The sequence below is a fragment of the Mycobacterium arosiense ATCC BAA-1401 = DSM 45069 genome, assembly GCF_002086125.1.
Taxonomy (GTDB): Bacteria; Actinomycetota; Actinomycetes; order Mycobacteriales; family Mycobacteriaceae; genus Mycobacterium; species Mycobacterium arosiense.
Genome location: NZ_MVHG01000010.1, coordinates 1 through 17,824, shown reverse-complemented (window position 1 = coordinate 17,824; position 17,824 = coordinate 1). Strand labels below are relative to the sequence as shown.

The window sequence follows — 17,824 nt, the reverse complement described above, 5'->3', positions numbered from 1 at the left end:
CCCTCAGCCTCCCGGGAGCCTGGTGATCCAGGCCCGGGAGGTTGCCGGGTCTATGACGTCGTCCAACTCGAACGTGGTGGCCGCCCGCAGCGCCTTGCCGTGCTCGTAGGCCGCGGCCACCAGCCGATCGAACAGCGCTTGGCGCTCGGTGGGATCGGCTGCGGCCGCCAGCTCCTTGCTGAACCCGAGGCGCACGGCGCCTTCCAGACCCATGCCGCCGATTTCGCCGGTCGGCCAGGCGACGGTGAACTGCGGCGCCCGGAACGAACCGCCGGCCATCGCCATCGCACCGAGCCCGTAACCCTTGCGCAGGATGATCATTCCCAGCGGCACCGTCAGCCGGGCGCCCAGGACGAACATCCGGCCGAAGCGGCGGACCGCCGCGTCCTTTTCCGCGTCCGGCCCCACCATGAAGCCGGGCGTGTCGCACAGCGAGATCACCGGCAACCCAAACGATTCGCAGAGAGCCAGGAAGTCGCCGGCCTTGTCGGCCGCCTCGGCATCGATTGCGCCACCGAGGTGGTGGGTGCTGTTGGCGATCAACCCGTAGGGCACTCCCTCGACCCGAACCAGGGCGGTGACAATTCCCACGCCGTCATCTGTTCGCAGCGCAAGCACCGAGCCGGCGTCGACGATCGATTCGATCGCGCGGTGCACGTCGTACGCGCGTAACCGGTTCTGCGGCACCACATGCCGGGCCAGCCGCGGATCGGGTGCTGTCCAGTCGCTCAGCGCGCCCTGGAAGTACGACAGGTATTGCTTGGCCAGCGCGACCGCGTGAGATTCGTCGCGAGCCACCAGGCTGACCACTCCGTTGCGGCGCTGCACCCCGATCGGCCCGATCGCCTCGGGCGGATACGCGCCCAGCCCGCCGCCCTCGATCATCGCCGGGCCGCCCATCCCGATATTCGCGTCCGGGGTCGCGATGATCACGTCGCAGAGCCCGGCCAGCGCCGCATTGCCGGCGAAGCAACGGCCCGAGACGATCGAGACCAGCGGCACCTTGCCACTCAACGCCGCGAGCATCCGGAAGGTCGGCACGTCCAGACCGGCGGCGCCGCCGACGTCGGTGTCGCCCGGCCGGCCGCCGCCGCCCTCGGCGAACAGCACGACGGGCAACCGCTTTCGCGCGGCGAGATCGAACACGCGGTCGGTTTTGGCGTGATTGCGCATGCCCTGCGTGCCGGCCAGCACGGTGTAGTCGTAGGACACCACGACGGCCTGCGCCGCGGCGCGCCCGAACCGGTCCGCGCCGATGGTGGCCAGCCCGGCGACCAGCCCGTCGGCCGGGGTGTTGACGATCAGGTCTTCTTCCGAGCGGCGGCTGCGCTGGGCCGCGATGGTCAGTGCACCGTATTCGACGAAGCTGTCGGGATCGATGAGATCGGCGATGTTCTCCCGCGCGGTGCGGCGGCCCCGCCGGTGCCGTTCGGCGACGACGGCCTCGCGGCCCGCGTCGAGGGTCAGCGAATGCCGGTGCGCAACCTCATCGAGGTCCGCGCGCGGGCGGTCGAGATCCATTGCCGCCGAGATAGATTCGCCGTCATCGGCGTTCGCGGTGCGGGTGAAGACCAACAGCGGATCTCCGGTCCCGACCACCTGACCGGGTGTCACCAGGATCCGGACGGTCCGCAGCGCGTCCGGCGCGGGAAGCACGTGCTGCATCTTCATCGCTTCCAGGACAACCAGTTGGCTGCCCGCGGCGTACTCGGCACCCTCGGACGCCACTTCGACCACGGTGCCGGCCAGCTGAGCGCGCAGCACGTCCTCGCCGGGATAAAGCTCGATCGCCGCCGCTCTGGGTTCTTGCTGGCGCGACAGTGCGGCGTGGGCCAGCTCGGGAAGCTTCTCGTCGAGGAAACCGGTGCTCACCCAACCGGATTCGAGGCGATCGTCGCTCAACAGCTCGCGCAGGAAGGCGATGTTCGTGTGGACACCCTCGATGCTGAACTCGGCCAGGGCGGTGCGGGCCTTGCGCACCGCGGCCCGCCACGATGACCCGTGCACTGTGGACGATCCATGCACAGAGACGATGACCTTGGCCAACAGCGAGTCGTATTGGGGGCCTATCGCCAATCCCGCCCGGCCATAGGTGTCGACGCGCACGCCGGGACCGCTGGGCGGACAGAACACCGTGAGCGTGCCCGCCGAGGGCACGACGGAGAAGTCGGGCCCGAAGGTCTCCGTGTTGACCCTGAGCTGAAGGGCGATGCCGTGGCGGGCGGCCGGCTCGCCGATCACTTCCAGGCCGTCGGAGGCGATTCCGGCTGGCAGCCCCAGCTGGTAGAAGGACGCGCCCTGCGCGATGGCAAGTTGAACGGCCACCAGGTCGAGCCCGGTGGTTTCCTCGGTGACCGTGTGCTCGACCTGGATTCGCGGGTTGACCTCCAGAAACACGAAGCCTTCGCCGGTGACCAGGAACTCGACGGTGGCCAGCCCGCGCAGCCCCACGCGCGCGCACAACCGCACCGCCGCCCGGTGCAGGCCCCGGCGCAGGTCATCCGAAAGCCCTTGGGCCGGGCCGATTTCGACCAGCTTCTGATAGCGCCGCTGAATGCTGCAGTCGCGGTCGCCGACCGCGTGTGCGTGCGTCTGGTGTCGCCCCGGCGCCGCGACCACCTGCACCTCGATGTGGCGGGCGTCGGCGAGCAGCGCCTCGGCGTACAGCGCGGGATCGCCGAATCCCAGCTGCGCTTCGGCGGCGCAGCGCCGGTAGGCGTCGTCGATCTGATCGGCGCTGTGCACCGTGCGCATCCCGCGGCCTCCGCCGCCGGCGAGGGCCTTGATCATGATGCCACCGCCTTGAGTGGCGAAGAATGCCCTGATGTCCTCGACGCCGCTCGGGCCGTCGGTCGCGGGCAGCACCGGCACCCCGGCGGCGATGGCCGCGCCGCGGGCGGCGGTCTTGTTGCCGAGCAGCTCGAGCACCCGGGCGTCGGGACCGACAAACGCGTAGCCACCGGCCGCGCAGGCGTTGGCGAATTCGGCGTTCTCACTGAAGAATCCGTAACCGGGATGAATCAGTTCTGCACCGGAGCTCTTCGCCGCCGCCAGCATGGCGGAGGAGTCCAGATACGCTCGCGGGCCGGTGCCCGGCAGGCCGATCGCCTCGTCGGCCGCGTGCACGTGCGGGCTCTCGGCATCGTCTTGCGCATAGACCGCGATGGTGCGCATGCCCAATTCGGTTGCGGTGCGGATGATGCGCAGCGCGATCTCGCCGCGATTGGCGACCAGCACGCTCACGCTCATCGCAGCGGCTCGCCCCACTGCACCTGCTCGCGGAGCTTGCCCTTGAGCAGTTTGCCGCCGGCATTGCGCGGCAGCGCGGTGTCGACCACCGTGACGTATTGCGGCACTTTGAAATCGGCCAGCTGGCCGCGGCAGTGGTCGAGTACCGCCCGCACGTCGATCTCCTCGCCGCCGCCGAACAGCACCGCCCCCACCTTCTCCCCCATGACCTCGTCGGAAACCCCTAGCACGCAAGCGTCCGCCACGTGGGGCGCCGCCAGCAGCACCGCCTCCACCTCGACGCTGGAGACGTTTTCGCCGCCGCGGTTGATGATGTCCTTGAGCCGGTCGACGATGTGCACCCGGCCCGCATCGTCGACGCGCACCACGTCGCCCGTGTGCAGCCAGCCGTCCGCGAAGGTGGTGGCGGTGGCTTCGGGCCGGTTCCAATAGCCGGCGGTCACGTTGGCGCCCCGCGCCACCAGCTCGCCCACGCCGGGATCGTGGCCGAGCGGGATCACCCCCAGGTCCACCGACGGCACCGCGTACCCGACGGAGTCGGCGTGCTCGATTGCCTCGGCGTCGGGGAGCACGGTCATCAGTGATGCCGTCTCCGTCATCCCGTAGCCGTTGAACACCGTGGCGTGGCCGAATGCGTTCTTCACCGACCGCACGAGCGACGGGGCTATCGGGGCCCCGCCGTAGCCCACCCACCGCACTCCCGACGTGTCGAGTGCGGCAAAACCCTTGTCGCGCAACAACAATGAATAGACCGCCGGAACGGTGACCATGACCGAGATGCGCTCGGCGGTCAGCGTGGCGAGCAGCGCGTCCAGGTTGAGCGCGGGCATGATCACCGACGCTCCCCCGAGCCGGGCCGCGGCCAGCAGCTGGGTGTTGCAACCGGTCACGTGAAACAGCGGCACCGAGATCAGCGTGCGCATCGCCTCGCCAAGGTCCCGCGGCTGTTGCAGACAGCGGATCGCGTTCTCGGTGTTGGTCAAGAACGCCTCATGCGTGGTCGGCACACCCTTGGGGTGGCCGGTGGTCCCCGAGGTGTAGAACAGCGCGGCCGTGTCGGCGCGGCCAAGCTGCTCGGTGACGTACGGCCGGCCGTCGGGCAGCGGCGCGTCGGGCACCAGGTCCACCCGCGCGCAGGAGTCGGAAAGGACGAACTCGACCTCCGGGCCCGCCGAGCGCGTATTGACCGCCACCGCAACGCCACCGGCCATCACGATGCCCCAGAACGCCAGGGCCCAGTCGATGCCGGCGGGGTAACGCACCGCGACGCGGTCACCCCGCCGCAGGCCGCCGGCGCGCAGGCCGCCGGCGACTCGCGCCGCGCGGTCCCAGAGCTGCCGGTACGTCAGCCGGCCGCCGCCCAGCTCGACCAGGGCTTCGGCGTCCGGGCGGGCGTCGACGTGTTCGGCGAGCATGTCGAGCAGGGTGACCGGGAGCTCGTCGTAGCGCGGTATGCCGTCGGGGCCGCGGGACACACCGGTCGTCGGGAACGGGTTGGCGCCGCGCGGAATTTCGATGACTACAGGCATGCCGGTCCTTACTATCCCGCTGCCCTATCGTGATAGCGGTGACGATCGAGGATTCCGCCATCATGCCCGAGGCGTTTTTCACGGTAGACGGCGACTCCTTTGTTCCGGGCGCGATGACCCAAGGCCCGTGGGGGGCGGCGATGGGCGGCCAGATCGTCGGCGGGCTGTTGGCTTGGGGAATAGAGCAATCGGGCATCGATCCCGACTTTCAGCCCGCCCGTCTGACCGTCGACCTGATCCGGCCGGCCCTGCTGCTGCCGGTGCAGATCCGGACTTCGGTCCAGCGGGAAGGCCGGCGGATCAGGCTGGTCGACGCCGCCTTGATGCAGCGCGACACCATCGTCGCGCGTGCCAGCGCGCTGTTCTTGCGCCGCGGTGAGCATCCCGAGGGCCAGGTGTGGTCGCTTCCGGTCGAGATGCCGCCGCTGCCCGCTTCCCAGGACGGTTTTCCGACCGACATGCCGTTCCATATCTGGGGATACGGGGCGACGCGCGAGGGCAGCCCCGGCATCGCCGCCGGCGAGTGGGAGCAGTGTCATGCCCAGAAGTTCGCATGGGCGCGGGTGTTTCGCCCGATGGTGCACGACTACGCCCTGACGCCGTTCACCCGCCTGGCGTTCGTCGGGGACATCACCAGCTCGCTCACGCATTGGGGCACAAGCGGATTGCGTTACATCAACGCCGACTACACCGTCACCGCGAGCCGGCTGCCCGACGGCGAATTCGTCGGCCTGGCCGCGCAGAGCCACTACGGTACGGCCGGGGTCGCCACCGGCGCCGCGACGCTGTTCGACCAGCACGGCCCGCTCGGCACCAGCTCCGCACTGGCGGTGGCCCAGCCCGCCGGCGCGTTCAAGGGAACCCACGCCTAGGCGACCCTCACTCCATCAACTGCGCGGCGACCGTCGCCCCGAGCTCCCAGCACGCTTGCAGCTCATCCTTGCTCGGCTTGCCCGAAACCACCACGTTCGCAGCGGCTTTGGACCAGCCCAGCCCGGTGGTGATGGTGTCGACGGCACGCTCGGCGCCCTCGGTGCCCTCGTTGCCGTGCAGGTAGAGCCCGAACGGTCGCCCGCGAGTGGAGTCGAGCAGCTGATAGTAGGCGCAGTCGAACGCGTGCTTCAGCGCGCCCGAAATGTAGCCCAGGTTCGCGGGCGTGCCCAGCAGGTAACCGTCGGCGGCCAGCATCTCGGCCGGCGAGACCGTCAGCGCCGGGCGGCGCAACACCTCCACGCCCTCGATGTCGGGGTCGGTGGCACCGGAGACCACCGCCTCGAACATCTCGTGGGTGTGCGGCGACGGCGTGTGGTGCACGATCAGCAGCGTCTTGCGCGGTGTTTCGTTCACTGGCGGCCCTGCAGGTCGACCGCGGTCCTCATCGCCTCGCGCGCGCGGCGGCGATCCCCGGCGTAGTCGTAGGCGCGGGCCAGCCGATACCAGCGTCGCCAGTCCTCGGGATGGTCCTGCACTTCGCAGCGCACCGCGGCGAACAGTTCGTCGGCCGCGTCGCGCCGGATGCGGCCCGACGGCCGGCGCGGCAGCGCGCTGGTGTCCAGTTCCATTCCGTCGGCCGCGATCAGCCGGGCCAGCTTCTGGTGCGCGAATCCCGCGCGCAGGGTGGCGACCATCGCCCACAGCCCGATCGCGGGCAGGATCAACACCGCCAGTCCGAGGCCGACTGCGGCGGCCCGGCCGGAGCCGATCATCGCGACGGCCACCCGCCCCAACAGCACGAAGTACACCAACAGCGCGACGCACATGAAGGCGACGAGCAATTGGGTGCGCAGCGCTTTGGTCATTGCAGATCGGGGGTCATTGCAGATCCGGGGGTCATTGCAACTCGAGAATCAATGCAAATCGAGCAGGGCCTCGAGACCCACCGTGAGGCCCGGGTGGTCCCTGACCCGCCGCACCGCCAGCAGCACACCCGGCACGAACGAGGTCCGGTCGATGCTGTCGTGGCGGATGCTCAGCGTCTCTCCCTCGGTGCCGAACAGGATCTCCTGGTGGGCGATGAGCCCGGCCAGCCGCACCGAATGCACCGGGATGCCGTCGACGTCGGCGCCGCGCGCACCGGGCAGGCTGGTGCTGGTGGCATCGGGGTTGGGCGGCAAGCCTTTTCGCGATTCGGCGATCAGTTTCGCGGTGCGGGTCGCGGTTCCCGACGGGGCGTCGGCCTTGTGCGGGTGATGCAGCTCGATCACCTCCGCCGAATCGAAGAAGCGCGCCGCCTGCTTGGCGAAGTGCATCGACAACACGGCCCCGATGGCGAAGTTCGGCGCGATCAGCACCGACGTGCCCGGGCTGTCGGCCAGCCAATCCCGCACCTGTCCCAACCGCTCGGCGGTGAAGCCGGTGGTGCCCACGACGGCGTGAATCCCGTTGTCGATGACGAACTTCAGGTTGTCCATCACCACGTCGGGGTGGGTGAAGTCGATGACGACCTCGGTGTCCCCCTCGGTCAGCAGGCTCATCGGATCGCCGGCGTCCACTTCGGCGGACAAGCTCAGATCCTCGGCGGCCTGCACACCGGCCACCATCGCCGATCCCACCTTGCCCTTGGCGCCCAGCACTCCTACCCGCATGGCCTTCACCCTAGACCGGGCCGTTTACCTGGCCGATCAGGTGTGGACGATAAAGCCCGCTTCGGTGTAGGCGGCGTGCTGCTCGGGATCGTTGATCGTGATGTACACCTCGCCTGCGGTCGGCATGACGAACCCGACGAATCCGTGTGCAGTCTGCCCGTCGTGAAGGCCGCCCGATTGCAGCGGCGGCATCTTCTCGAGCCTTCGGTAGTCGACCGCTAGCGTCGAGGGCTGGGGCGCATCGTCGGGATGGGTCCATGGCTGATTACCGCCGCCGTATCCGGCGAATACGTAGGAGTGGTCGACCTTGAAGAATCGATGGGACGTCGCGGTGATGGTCAGTTCTACAACGTTGCATGCGGAGTCAGGCGTCGGATTCGCGAAATGAGAGGCGCACCCCGGCGGAAACCACGTTGCACTGTTGACAGTGATGTCAGCCGTCGCCCCGCTGGCCGCCCGCGCATGCACGGGCACACCCACCTGACCGATCGGGAACGGCGGAGTGTCCGGCATGGTGTCGGCCAAACCGGTGGGACATGAGCATGCGGCGATGACCACGGCGACCGCGGCGGCCGCAACTACAGATCTCGCGCGCACCGTTGGTGGCTACCCCGCAGCACTGCCACGCAAAACGCGGGACCGTCGTCAGGCCCGCCTCACCGGGGTGCGTTGTCCACAGTCCGCGGTTCATCCACAGGCGGCGCTTTGCAGGTGGCTTAAGGTCCGCGATCCGCCTAACATTCGAACATGCATTCGATCGAAGTCCCGGCCGAGGTGTCCGCCGCGCTGGATGCCCAGGACGCGGCCGACGCGGCGATCCGCGGCCTGAACTTCGACGCGCTGAGCCCCGCCGTTCGGCTGCGCGTACTCGAACGAATGGAAGCCTCGCGCCGGCGACAGATCGCGCTCAGCCACGACGTGATCGCGGGGTTGGCAAAAGAGGATCCCGCCGCCGTCGGCGGCCCGCTGCACAAAGTGCTCGCCGACTGGCTGCGGATCAGCTATGCCGAGGCGTGCCGACGGCTTCGCGACGCCACCGAGTTGTCGCCGCGCCTGACCCTTACCGGCCAGGAGCTGCCGCCGCAGCTGCCGGCCACCGCCGCGGCGTGGCGAGACGGGCTGCTCGACGGCCAGCACCTCCGCGTCATCCAAACGTTCGTCCGGGATCTCCCGAACTCCATCCCCGCTGCCACGGTGCACAGCGCCGAACGATTCCTGGCCGATCAGGCCATCCGGCTGCGGCCCGATCAACTGCAGAAGATCGCACACCAGTGCGCGCTGCGGATCAATCCCGACGGGAAGTTCTCCGACGCCGACCGCGTGCGCCAGCGTGGCTTCACCTGGTGCGGCCAACGGCCCGACGGGATGAGCGTCGCGAAGCTGATCGCCTCGCCCGAGCTGCGGGCCAACCTCGACGCCTGGATGTCCCGGTTCGCGGCCCCCGGGATGTGCAACCCCGACGACGAAACGCCTTGCGTCGCAGGTGAACCCGACGACGAGCACGCCCGGCGCGATGTGCGCAGTCCCGCGCAGCGCCAGCACGACGCACTCAACGCCCTGGTGCGCGGCCAGCTGGGTGATCCAAAACTCGGTCAGCACAACGGATTGCCGGTGACCGTCATCGTGTCCACCACCCTGCAGGAACTCACGTCGGCCGCCGGACGCGCGGTGACCGGCGGCGGAACTCTGCTACCGATGTGCGACGTGATCCGGATGGCCCGCCACGCCTACCATTACCTCGCCGTTTTCGACGAGCACTCCCGCCGCCCACTGTATCTCGGCCGGTCGCGGCGCATCGCCACACCGGATCAGCGCATCGTCTTGTACGCGCACGACCGCGGCTGCACTCACCCGGGCTGCGACGCACCCGGCTATTGGTGCGAAGTGCATCATTGCGACGAGTGGGTCGCCGGCGGCGCGACCGACGCGAACAACCTCACGTTCGCCTGCGCGCCGCATCACAAGCTGGTCGGAAGAGGCTGGCGGACAAGCAAAACGCCCCGGGGCCGTACCCAGTGGATCCCGCCGCCGCAGCTGGACCGGGGCACGCGCATCAACGACTTTCACCATCCGGAACGCTTCCCGGAAGACGGTGCGTCGCCATGACGGGCCTATTTCTTGAACCGCCCGGCGAAACCGCGCAGCGGCAGGTCGGCGCTGGTGATCAGCCCCGGCGGCGCCGCGACCACCGAATTGATCGAGGCCAGCGCGGGCATGCCGGTGACGGTCATCCCGATCGAGGCGAAGTTGTCCGGGTTGGACAGGTCGACACCGGGCTTGGGGAAGATCATGTGCTTGTTGTAGATGCAGGGATCGCCCTTGATCTGAGTGATGTAGCAGCCCTTGATGTTCCAGCTCGGGTCGGTGTGCGGGGTCATCTGCCATTCCAGGTGCGTCTCGACCCGCGACACGCCGTCGACCATTCCCTGGTACTTGATGTAGTTACCACCCAGCGAACCCTTGGGCAGTGTGTACCAGCCCAGGTCCACGTCTTTGGTGCACGCGCCCAGCTCGTAGCTGAACGTGACCTCGTCGAGGGTCAGGTCGAAACAGTCGGCCATCATGTACACGCTGTCGGCGAAGACGCGGGTGTACTTCTCGAGCTTCGAGGGGATTTCGGGGTCGTCGACCGGCTGGCCGTAACCCACCTCAATCCACGTGTCCTTGGAGTGGTGGCATGACACGTCGACGGACTCGATGGTGGTCACGTTCTCGATGTCGGCGACGTCGGCCGAGCACACCACGCCCAGGATCTGGTTCATCCCGGGGTTCATTCCGGTGCCGTAGAAAGTCGCACCGCCCTTCTGGGCGGCCTCCGCCAACAGCTGCGTCACCGGCTTGCCCGAGGGGTGCGGGTGGTTGTTGTCGCGGTGCCAGCCGGTGATCCAGTCGGCGGTGGTGACGATGTTGATGCCGGCCTCGAGCACCTTGACGTAGAGGTCCTCGTCGGGAAACACGCCGTGGAACGTCAGCACGTCCGGCTTGGCGGCGATGATCTCCTCGACCGTCCCGGTAAAGGCCACCCCGTTGGGCGCCAGACCGGCGAACTCGCCGGTGTCCTTGCCGACCTTCTCCGGCGAATAGCAGTGCACGCCAATGAGTTCGATGTCGGGCTGGGTGGTGATCCGCTTGATCATCTCGGTGCCGACGTTGCCGCTGCCGACCTGAAAGACGCGGACCGGTGCTCTGCTCATTGCCTGGAGCCTTCCTGCGTTGCGAACGCCTCGGGATAGAACTGCTTGGCCCATCTGCGAATCGCGGTGAAGCCCTCGTACTCGTCGGCGGCGAGCGCGGGCGGATCCGAATAGCGCTGGTGCCGCCAGATCTCGATGTCCTGGGTGAACTGGCGGATGACCTCGCGCCCGAATTCGGTCGCCTTGGCTCGAGCCTTTTCCACGCCCGCTGCGGCTTCCTTGTCCGGCGTGCGGCCGATGTAGACCATGAAGCGCACATCCGAGGTGAACTCGTCTATCGGCGTGATCGCCGAGATGGTGCGGTTGTCGACCATGCCCCAGCTCTTGGTCACCGCGATGCCCAGCCCGCCGTTGATGGCCTGCACGCCGCTGTTGACGTCCTCGATCTTCTGCCCGTCGTCGCCCTCGAAGGTGATGGTGAAGTCGACGTAGGACACCGGCTCGGCGAAGTCGTGGCGGGTGAACACCGGCACGATCGGGGTGTGGTGCACGAACTTGAAGTGCGCGAAATCCACCCCGTTCTCCAGCACGTACTGCGGGTGCAGTTCCAGGGCTTCGCGATACAGCCGCTGCTGCGGGTAGTAGTCGTCCGCGCTGCTGCCGTCGCCGAACGCGGCGAACACGTCCGGTGCGTCGAAGTAGGGTTCGCGGCGGTCCACGTCGTGCCAGATGTACACCGAGGCGTTGCGCTCCACCACCGGATAGGTGCGAATGCGGCGGCCGCGGTTGGGCCGGGACTGGTACGGGATGCAGACGTTGCGGCCGTCGGCGCTCCACTGCCACCCGTGGAACGGGCACTGCAGCACCTCGCCGACGACCTTGCCGCCATACCCCAGGTGCGCGCCCAGGTGCTCGCAGTAGGCGTTCATCACCGTGAGCTCGCCGGATTCGGCGCGCCAGGCGACCATCTCCTGGTCGAAGTACTTCATTGTGTGCACGTCGCCGACGCCGATCTCGTCGGACCACGCGACCTGGAACCAGCCCGTCGGTTTCATCGACAACGGTGGCTTAGCCATCGAGCCCTGCCATGTCAGTTGCCCTCCTCGCGTACGAATGATAAGCCGCGCCGGTCCGCTAAATCAAAGTACCCTCTATGAAACTTGCCGCCCGCCCCGGCGCCAGTGGATAAGATCGGCGAATGACCCCTCAGAGCAGCGCGGCCGGCGTCGCGGGCCGGCGCCCGAATCGGCGGGGCCATGCGACTCGCGAAAGCATGCTCGAGGCGGCGCTGCGCGCGCTGGCCTCCGGTGAGCCCGGCTCGGTATCGGCCAACCGCATCGCCAAGGACATCGGCGCCACCTGGGGCGCGGTGCAGTATCAGTTCGGCGACACCGACGGCTTCTGGGCCGCGGTGCTGCACCGCACCGCGGAACGGCGCGCCGCGACGTTGTCCACCCTGTCGACACCGATCTCGCCGGACGCCCCGCTGCGCGAGCGTGTCGGCGCCATCATCGAGACCCTTTACCGCGGCCTGGCATCGCCGGATTCACGTGCGATCGAGAACCTGCGGGCCGCGCTGCCGCGTGATCCCGACGAGCTCGAGCGGCTCTACCCGCGCACGGCCGCCGAGCTGTTTTCCTGGGGCAAGAGCTGGCTTCAGACTTGCCAGCACGCGTTCGCCGGTCTCGCCGTCGAACCGGATCGGGTCCGCGAGGTGGCTGCCCTGATCCCCGGCGCCATGCGCGGCCTGGTGTCGGAGCGCCAGCTGGGTTCCTACGCCGACCTCGACATGGCGCGACGGGGGCTGACCAACGCGCTGGCCGCCTACCTCGAGCAGTCCCGGCCGTAAGGCACCGCCGGGTCAGGCGTCGATGACGATTCGCTCGCCGTCGGCCCGCGACATACACACCAGCATGCCGTCGTCACCCACCGCGGCGCGACCGCGGTGATCCACTTGTCCGGCAAGCACTTTGACCCTGCAGGTCCCGCAGAACCCCTGCCGGCACGAGTAGGGCGTCGTCGGATCGCGATCCAGCATGACGTCAAGTGCCGTCCGATTCGCCGGCACCGCGAGCACCTGCCCCGATCGCGCAAGCTCCAATTCGAACGGCGCCCCGTCGACGACTGGTGCGGGGCTGAACCGTTCGTAATGCAGTGGCGCACCGGCATGCTCGTTGCGGGCCATGCGAACCGCCTCCAGCATGGCGCTCGGCCCGCACACGTAGACGGCGGTCGCCGGTCCCGCTCCGGCCAGCAGCTCCGCCACGGTGGCGAAGCGGCCGCGCTCGTCGTCGGCCCACACCGTCACGCGATCCGGCCCCATCGACACGACCTCGTCAAGCAGCGGCATGTATTCACGGCTTCGTCCGGAATAGACTGCTCGCCAATCGATTCCGCGATGCGCGACCACCTGAATCATCGGCAGGATGGGCGTCACCCCGATACCGCCGATGACGAACAACACCTGGCTCTCGGCGGTGCCGAGGTAGAACGCATTGCGCGGCCCTTCGAAAGACAGCGTGTCGCCGACGTCGAAAGCCTCGTGCATCTCGATGGATCCGCCCCCGCCGTCGGCGATCCGGCGCACGGCGATGCGGTAATCGGTGCGCCGGCCGGCAGGACCGCACAACGAGTACTGCCGGCGCCGGCCCGAGGGCAGCAGAACGTCGATGTGTCCGCCGGGCGTCCAGGACGGGAGCAACCCGCCGTCGGGGTCGGCCAGGGTCAGCGCGACGACGTCCGGCGCGGCGACTTCGCGCTTGGTCACCACCGCCGTCAGCGTGCGCCGCACCGGCTGCACCCGCGACGGCGACCACCGGGACAGCGAGGCGAACCCTTCGAACACCGCCCGCACGCCCCACAGCAGCGACCCGAAGCGGTCGTGCTCGCGCCGCCCGTACAGGTCGGCGGGCCTGCTAGCCCAAATGCTTTCCGGCACAGCAACAATCCTCACTTCTGCCGAATGTCCAAGCGCGCGAACAACCGAATCGCCCCGGGGCTGATGCGCCGCATCGCATAGCCGATCCTCGACTCCGCGGCGATCGGCAACACGGCCGGACCGGTCTTGATGGCTTTGACGATCGCCTTGGCGGTCGCCTCGGGGGTGAAGTTGCGACGCCGGTAGGCGGCATCGGCCTTCCCCCTCGCCCGCTCCTGCTGGTCAGCGGTCATCCCGGCGTAGATCGTGTTCTTGGCGATGTTGGTGTTGACGAATCCTGGGCACACCGCCGTGACCCCGATCCCCTCGTCGGCGAAGTCGGCCCGCAGCGATTCGCTGAGCGCCAGCACGGCTGCCTTGGTGGTGCTGTAGGCGACCATCGATTTCGACGGCAGGTACGCCGCCGCCGATGCCACGTTGATGATCGTTCCGCCCTCGCCACGCTCGACCATCTGCGTCCCGAACGCCCGGCTGCCCGAGATGACGCCGCGGAGGTTGACGCCGATGATGTCTTCCCAGTTCGCCGAGCTCGTCTCGAGGAACCGGCCCGCCATGCCGATGCCGGCGTTGTTCGCCAGGATGTCGACCACGCCGTGTTCGTTGCGCACCTGCGCCGCAAGGTCGTTCATGGCGGCCTCGTCGCTGACATCGACCTGGTATACCGGGGCGTCGGCGCACGCGGCGCGCACGGCGTCGGCGGTCTGGTTGGCCGCGGTCAGGTCGCGATCGACGAGCACGACCTTGCGGGCGCCGTGGCGGGCCAGCTCCACCGCCGTGGCCCGGCCGATCCCGGCGCCGGCGCCGGTGACCAGGGCCAGTTTGCCGCGCACCTCGCGCCGATCGCCGCGCACCTCGGCCGCGCCGGTGAGGCGCGCGCCGGCAACTTTGCGGTCCACCCACTCGGCGGTCAGCCGGGCGATGACGTCGGGCCGCGATGTCACCACCCAGTGCCCGCCCTCGATCTCGATCACCCTGGCGCCGTTGGGGATTGCGCCGGTGAACCGTTGCAGCGCGGGAGTGACGAAGATGTCCCGGCGCGGAACCAACGTCTGGACCGCGACCGAGGTCTTGGGGAGTTGGCGACCGGGCGCCAGCATCGGCGCCGGCATGTTCTGCCGGTACAGGTTGAGCCCGTGCACATAATCGGTGATCGAACGCATGGTGTCGTAGTGGCGGCTGCGCGTGCTCGACCGGCCGATGCGCTCAAGGGCCTCAACGGCTTTCACCCCGACCCGGAAGCGAAACAACAGTTCCGGCACGCCCGGGCACAAGAAGAAGCCGATGTAGCCCGACGAGATCAGTTGCCGGACGACCCGGGCCACCGCCCGCGGGGTGCGCGCCGAGCGCAGGAACGCGCCGGCATAGTTCAGGTGCGGCCCCGAGATCGAGGTGAAGGAAGCGACCTTTTCCCTTACCGAGTCGTCGGTGACCGCCGCCCATGCTTGGATCGATCCCCAATCATGGGCCAGCAGGTGCACCGGCCCGACGCCGAGGCTGTCGATCACCGCACCGATGTCGGAGACCAGTTGCGCGAAGAGATAACCGGATCTCGTTGCGGGACGGGTGGATTCGCCAGCCCCGCGCACGTCGTAGGCCACGACGTTGTAGGGCTTGCCGGCCAGCTCGTGGGCCACGCCGTCCCAGACATGGTGGTTGTCCGGAAAGCCGTGAATTGCCAGGATGGTTGGGCGCGCCGGGTCGATGTCAGTGTACCGGTGCACGGCCAGCGTGACGCCGTCACTCGCGGTGACAGCTGAGGTGACGGTCATCAGTGCGAGGCGCGCGCGGCGGGTGAGACGGCCAGGTAGTCGACGGCCCGTTCCAGCCCACCGAGCTGCGAGGGGTGGAAGCCGGGCCGGTAGTAGTTGCCGATGGCGCGGACGAAGCGCAGCGGCCCCGGCACCAGGCCACGGCGCGCCGCGGCGAAGTAGTCCCGCCACCGCGGCTTGGTGCGCGCCGGCAGCTGGGGGTCCAGCGAGTACATGAATCGCACGCCGCGAATCCACAACAGCAGCATGGCGGGCGTCACGACCAGTTGGGCGCGCACTCGCCGCCAATAACCGGCCTGCAAGTGCTTCATCGTGTCGAAGGCGACCGCCTTGTGTTCGACCTCTTCGGCGCCGTGCCAGCGCAGCATGTCCAGCATCACCGGATCGGTGCCGATCTCGTCGTGGGCGGGCGAGTCGAGGATCCACTCCCCCAGAATGGCGGTGTAGTGCTCGATGGCCGAGACGAGCGACACCTGCTCGAGCAGCCAGCTCTGCCGGCGGCGCTCGCTGTAGCGGGGCCGGGGCCCCAGCAGCTTGTCGAACAGCCACTTGATCTGGCCGGTGTAGGGCGTCACGTCGATGTCGCGCGCGGCGAAGTGGGCGAGCACGTTCGCGTGCGCCTGCGAATGCACGGCCTCCTGGCCGATGAAGCCCTGCACATCCAGCCGCAACTGGTCGTCCTTGATCAGCGGCAGCGTCTGCTTGAACACCTCGACGAAGAACTCTTCGCCGGCCGGCAACAGCAGATGCAGCACGTTGAGGACGTGGGTGGCGAACGGCTCACCCGGCACGTAGTGGAACGGCAGCTGTGACCAGTCGAAGTTCACATCGCGCGCCTCGAGCACCAGTCGCTCGCGATCCAGCGAGGTGTCGTGCGGACCCGCTGCCTGGTCGTCGACGGTCAGCATCATGCCCCCTGCCTTGGCGTTTAGCCCTCGATCACGGTCATGCGGTGGACGCCGCGCGCCTGCATGCGCGCCCCAAGTACGCGCCCCAAGTATAAGTACGCGACCCGGATATCCGAAACCGCCGGTACTGGATTCTTTGGCGCGGGTCTTCAGTGGGCCGCGGCGTGCCGACGCAGGTCGTACTCGCCGAGGTCGGGGTTCGCCAGCATCCGGCGGTGTTCGGCCGGCGTGAGGGGCCACGCCTCGGGCACGCCGTCCTTGTTGAGGTACCAGCTGCTACAACCGGTGGTCCACACGGTGTCCGGCATCGCGGCGCGCAGCGTCGCGTTGAATCGCTCGGTTGCCGCGGCCGTCGGCTCGACCGTGTCGAATTCGCGGCGGCGCCAGCGCTCGATCCAGCCCACGATGTGGTCGGCCTGCGATTCGGCCACTGTCGTCAGCGCCAGGTTTCCCACCGGGCTGTGCGGGCCCAGCATCATGAAGAAGTTGGGGAAGCCTGACAGCGCCACGGTCTGGTAGGCCCGCGGCCCGTCGCGCCAGACGTCGTTGGCGCGGATGCCGTCGCGGCCGATCAGCTCCATCGGCCGGAAAAACGCGTGGGTGTCGAATCCGGTTGCGAGCACGACGATGTCCACCTCATGGCGGACCCCGTCGCCGGTGACGATGCCGCGTTCTTCTACGTGGTCGATGCTCGCCGTCACCAGCTCGACGTCGTCGCGCTGCATTGCCCGGTAGAAGCCGTTCGACATCACCAGTCGTTTGCAGGCCGGCGTGTAGTCGGGGGTCAGGGCTCGCCGCAACTCCCGATCACGAATTTCTAAGAGACTGGCGCGGCACAGCGCCGCCATGATCTTGCGACGCAGGCCCGGCTTGGTCAGTCCGACCGCGAAGTAGTCGTAGCCCAGGCTGTAGATGCGGTACGCCAACCCGTCGAGCCACGGCATCTTGCGCCGGGTGATCCCGGTGAAGCCGCTGTAGCGCGGATTGGCCAGCCGCAGCACCCATTGCGCCGTGCGCTGGAACAGCGTGACGTGGCCGGCCACCCCGGCGAGCCCGCTCACCAGCTGCACGCCCGTCGACCCGTTGCCGACGACCGCGACCCGGCGCCCACGCACGTCGACGTTGTGGTCCCAGCGCGCCGAGTGAAAAACGTTGCCGCCGAACTCATCCAAGCCCGGAATCGAGGGCAGTCGCGGGTGGTGCAACACGCCGGTGGCCGAGATCAAGAAGTCGACCGTCGTTTCCTCTCCTGCCTCGGTGCGCACAACCCACCTGCCGTCGTCGAAACGCGCGTGGGTGATCTCGGTGCCGAACCGTATCCTTTCCCGCAATCCGTAACGGTCGGCGATGTCGCGGAAATAGGCCTGGATTTCGCCACCGGGCGAAAACAGGTGCGACCAGTCGGGCTTTCTGGCAAAGCTGTATTGGTAGATGCGCGAGGGGATGTCGCAGACCAGACCCGGATAGGTGTTGTCCCGCCAGGTTCCGCCCACCTCCTCGGCCTTCTCATAGACGGTCACATCGTTGATACCGTTGCGCAGCAAGGCGATTGCGACACACAGCCCGGACATGCCCGCTCCGACGACGGCTACGGCCGGATCGCGTCGCATCATCGAAAGACTCCGGTGGTTGCAGGGCTAGGGCGTGTCTGACAAATGGGGTAGCCAGAGGGTGATGGCGCGTAGGACTGCTGCGCCGCGGTAGACGACGGC

The 17,824-nt window shown here is 68.3% G+C and carries 15 protein-coding genes; 3 read left to right on the top strand and 12 right to left on the bottom strand.

The genetic code is table 11. The features are described from left to right. Positions 1 to 3 precede the first annotated feature (3 nt). On the bottom strand, positions 4 to 3,249 hold the full coding sequence (locus tag BST14_RS06655) for an acetyl-CoA carboxylase family protein (protein ID WP_083063790.1): 3,246 nt from the start codon (positions 3,247 to 3,249) through the stop codon (positions 4 to 6). Further along, entirely contained in the window at positions 3,246 to 4,778 is a 1,533-nt protein-coding gene (locus tag BST14_RS06650) for a class I adenylate-forming enzyme family protein (protein ID WP_083063789.1), read from the bottom strand. The genes BST14_RS06655 and BST14_RS06650 overlap by 4 nt, the downstream gene beginning before the upstream one ends. Before the next feature lie 38 nt (positions 4,779 to 4,816). Between BST14_RS06650 and BST14_RS06645 the strand changes: the two genes are divergently transcribed. Continuing rightward, positions 4,817 to 5,650 carry an acyl-CoA thioesterase domain-containing protein gene (locus tag BST14_RS06645; RefSeq protein WP_211280666.1) on the top strand — a complete coding sequence of 278 codons (834 nt, stop codon included), beginning with the start codon at positions 4,817 to 4,819 and terminating at the stop codon, positions 5,648 to 5,650. A gap of 7 nt (positions 5,651 to 5,657) precedes the next feature. Here BST14_RS06645 and BST14_RS06640 read toward each other — a convergent pair whose 3' ends face one another. The 4 genes from BST14_RS06640 to BST14_RS06625 form a co-directional block, all read right to left on the bottom strand. Continuing rightward, the gene (locus tag BST14_RS06640) at positions 5,658 to 6,059 is read right to left on the bottom strand and encodes a flavodoxin family protein (protein WP_083063885.1); all 402 of its coding nucleotides are present in this window, start codon (positions 6,057 to 6,059) and stop codon (positions 5,658 to 5,660) included. A 62-nt stretch (positions 6,060 to 6,121) separates the two neighbouring features. Continuing rightward, positions 6,122 to 6,577, bottom strand: coding sequence for a hypothetical protein (locus BST14_RS06635; protein ID WP_083063788.1), 456 nt, complete (start codon positions 6,575 to 6,577; stop codon positions 6,122 to 6,124). Between the two features lie 48 nt (positions 6,578 to 6,625). Beyond that, a complete protein-coding gene (gene dapB, locus BST14_RS06630) occupies positions 6,626 to 7,363 on the bottom strand; it encodes a 4-hydroxy-tetrahydrodipicolinate reductase (protein WP_083063884.1) in 738 nt (245 codons plus the stop codon). A 36-nt stretch (positions 7,364 to 7,399) separates the two neighbouring features. Next, on the bottom strand, positions 7,400 to 7,960 hold the full coding sequence (locus tag BST14_RS06625; protein WP_083063787.1) for a hypothetical protein: 561 nt from the start codon (positions 7,958 to 7,960) through the stop codon (positions 7,400 to 7,402). A gap of 150 nt (positions 7,961 to 8,110) precedes the next feature. Here BST14_RS06625 and BST14_RS06620 point away from each other — a divergent pair, with 150 nt between their 5' ends. Further along, the gene (locus BST14_RS06620; protein WP_083063786.1) at positions 8,111 to 9,469 is read left to right on the top strand and encodes an HNH endonuclease signature motif containing protein; all 1,359 of its coding nucleotides are present in this window, start codon (positions 8,111 to 8,113) and stop codon (positions 9,467 to 9,469) included. A gap of 5 nt (positions 9,470 to 9,474) precedes the next feature. Here the strand turns inward: BST14_RS06620 and BST14_RS06615 are convergent, their stop codons facing one another. After that, entirely contained in the window at positions 9,475 to 10,557 is a 1,083-nt protein-coding gene (locus BST14_RS06615) for an NAD(P)H-dependent amine dehydrogenase family protein (RefSeq protein ID WP_083063785.1), read from the bottom strand. Beyond that, entirely contained in the window at positions 10,554 to 11,573 is a 1,020-nt protein-coding gene (locus BST14_RS06610; protein ID WP_083063784.1) for an aromatic ring-hydroxylating dioxygenase subunit alpha, read from the bottom strand. Before BST14_RS06610 ends, BST14_RS06615 begins: the two co-directional genes overlap by 4 nt. Before the next feature lie 122 nt (positions 11,574 to 11,695). Between BST14_RS06610 and BST14_RS06605 the strand changes: the two genes are divergently transcribed. Further along, a complete protein-coding gene (locus BST14_RS06605; RefSeq protein WP_083063783.1) occupies positions 11,696 to 12,346 on the top strand; it encodes a TetR/AcrR family transcriptional regulator in 651 nt (216 codons plus the stop codon). A 12-nt stretch (positions 12,347 to 12,358) separates the two neighbouring features. Here BST14_RS06605 and BST14_RS06600 read toward each other — a convergent pair whose 3' ends face one another. The 4 genes from BST14_RS06600 to BST14_RS06585 all read right to left on the bottom strand — a co-directional run bounded on the left by BST14_RS06600 (position 12,359) and on the right by BST14_RS06585 (position 17,725). Next, positions 12,359 to 13,435 carry a PDR/VanB family oxidoreductase gene (locus tag BST14_RS06600; protein WP_083063782.1) on the bottom strand — a complete coding sequence of 359 codons (1,077 nt, stop codon included), beginning with the start codon at positions 13,433 to 13,435 and terminating at the stop codon, positions 12,359 to 12,361. Positions 13,436 to 13,446: 11 nt separating this feature from the next. Further along, positions 13,447 to 15,204: an SDR family oxidoreductase gene (locus tag BST14_RS06595; RefSeq protein ID WP_083063781.1), complete on the bottom strand. Its 1,758-nt coding sequence runs from the start codon at positions 15,202 to 15,204 to the stop codon at positions 13,447 to 13,449. Beyond that, entirely contained in the window at positions 15,204 to 16,115 is a 912-nt protein-coding gene (locus BST14_RS06590; protein ID WP_438502134.1) for a metal-dependent hydrolase, read from the bottom strand. Before BST14_RS06590 ends, BST14_RS06595 begins: the two co-directional genes overlap by 1 nt. Before the next feature lie 146 nt (positions 16,116 to 16,261). Continuing rightward, on the bottom strand, positions 16,262 to 17,725 hold the full coding sequence (locus BST14_RS06585; protein WP_083063780.1) for a flavin-containing monooxygenase: 1,464 nt from the start codon (positions 17,723 to 17,725) through the stop codon (positions 16,262 to 16,264). Positions 17,726 to 17,824: the final 99 nt, after the last annotated feature.

Excerpts from the sequence above, each read along its gene's own strand:
- BST14_RS06655 (WP_083063790.1), bottom strand. The coding sequence starts at position 3,249 with ATGAGCGTGAGCGTGCTGGTCGCCAATCGCGGCGAGATCGCGCTGCGC.
- BST14_RS06650 (WP_083063789.1), bottom strand. The coding sequence starts at position 4,778 with ATGCCTGTAGTCATCGAAATTCCGCGCGGCGCCAACCCGTTCCCGACG.
- BST14_RS06640 (WP_083063885.1), bottom strand. The coding sequence starts at position 6,059 with ATGTTCGAGGCGGTGGTCTCCGGTGCCACCGACCCCGACATCGAGGGC.
- BST14_RS06635 (WP_083063788.1), bottom strand. The coding sequence starts at position 6,577 with ATGACCAAAGCGCTGCGCACCCAATTGCTCGTCGCCTTCATGTGCGTC.
- dapB (WP_083063884.1), bottom strand. The coding sequence starts at position 7,363 with ATGCGGGTAGGAGTGCTGGGCGCCAAGGGCAAGGTGGGATCGGCGATG.
- BST14_RS06620 (WP_083063786.1), top strand. The coding sequence starts at position 8,111 with ATGCATTCGATCGAAGTCCCGGCCGAGGTGTCCGCCGCGCTGGATGCC.
- BST14_RS06615 (WP_083063785.1), bottom strand. The coding sequence starts at position 10,557 with ATGAGCAGAGCACCGGTCCGCGTCTTTCAGGTCGGCAGCGGCAACGTC.
- BST14_RS06610 (WP_083063784.1), bottom strand. The coding sequence starts at position 11,573 with ATGGCTAAGCCACCGTTGTCGATGAAACCGACGGGCTGGTTCCAGGTC.
- BST14_RS06605 (WP_083063783.1), top strand. The coding sequence starts at position 11,696 with ATGACCCCTCAGAGCAGCGCGGCCGGCGTCGCGGGCCGGCGCCCGAAT.
- BST14_RS06595 (WP_083063781.1), bottom strand. The coding sequence starts at position 15,204 with ATGACCGTCACCTCAGCTGTCACCGCGAGTGACGGCGTCACGCTGGCC.
- BST14_RS06590 (WP_438502134.1), bottom strand. The coding sequence starts at position 16,115 with ATGATGCTGACCGTCGACGACCAGGCAGCGGGTCCGCACGACACCTCG.
- BST14_RS06585 (WP_083063780.1), bottom strand. The coding sequence starts at position 17,725 with ATGATGCGACGCGATCCGGCCGTAGCCGTCGTCGGAGCGGGCATGTCC.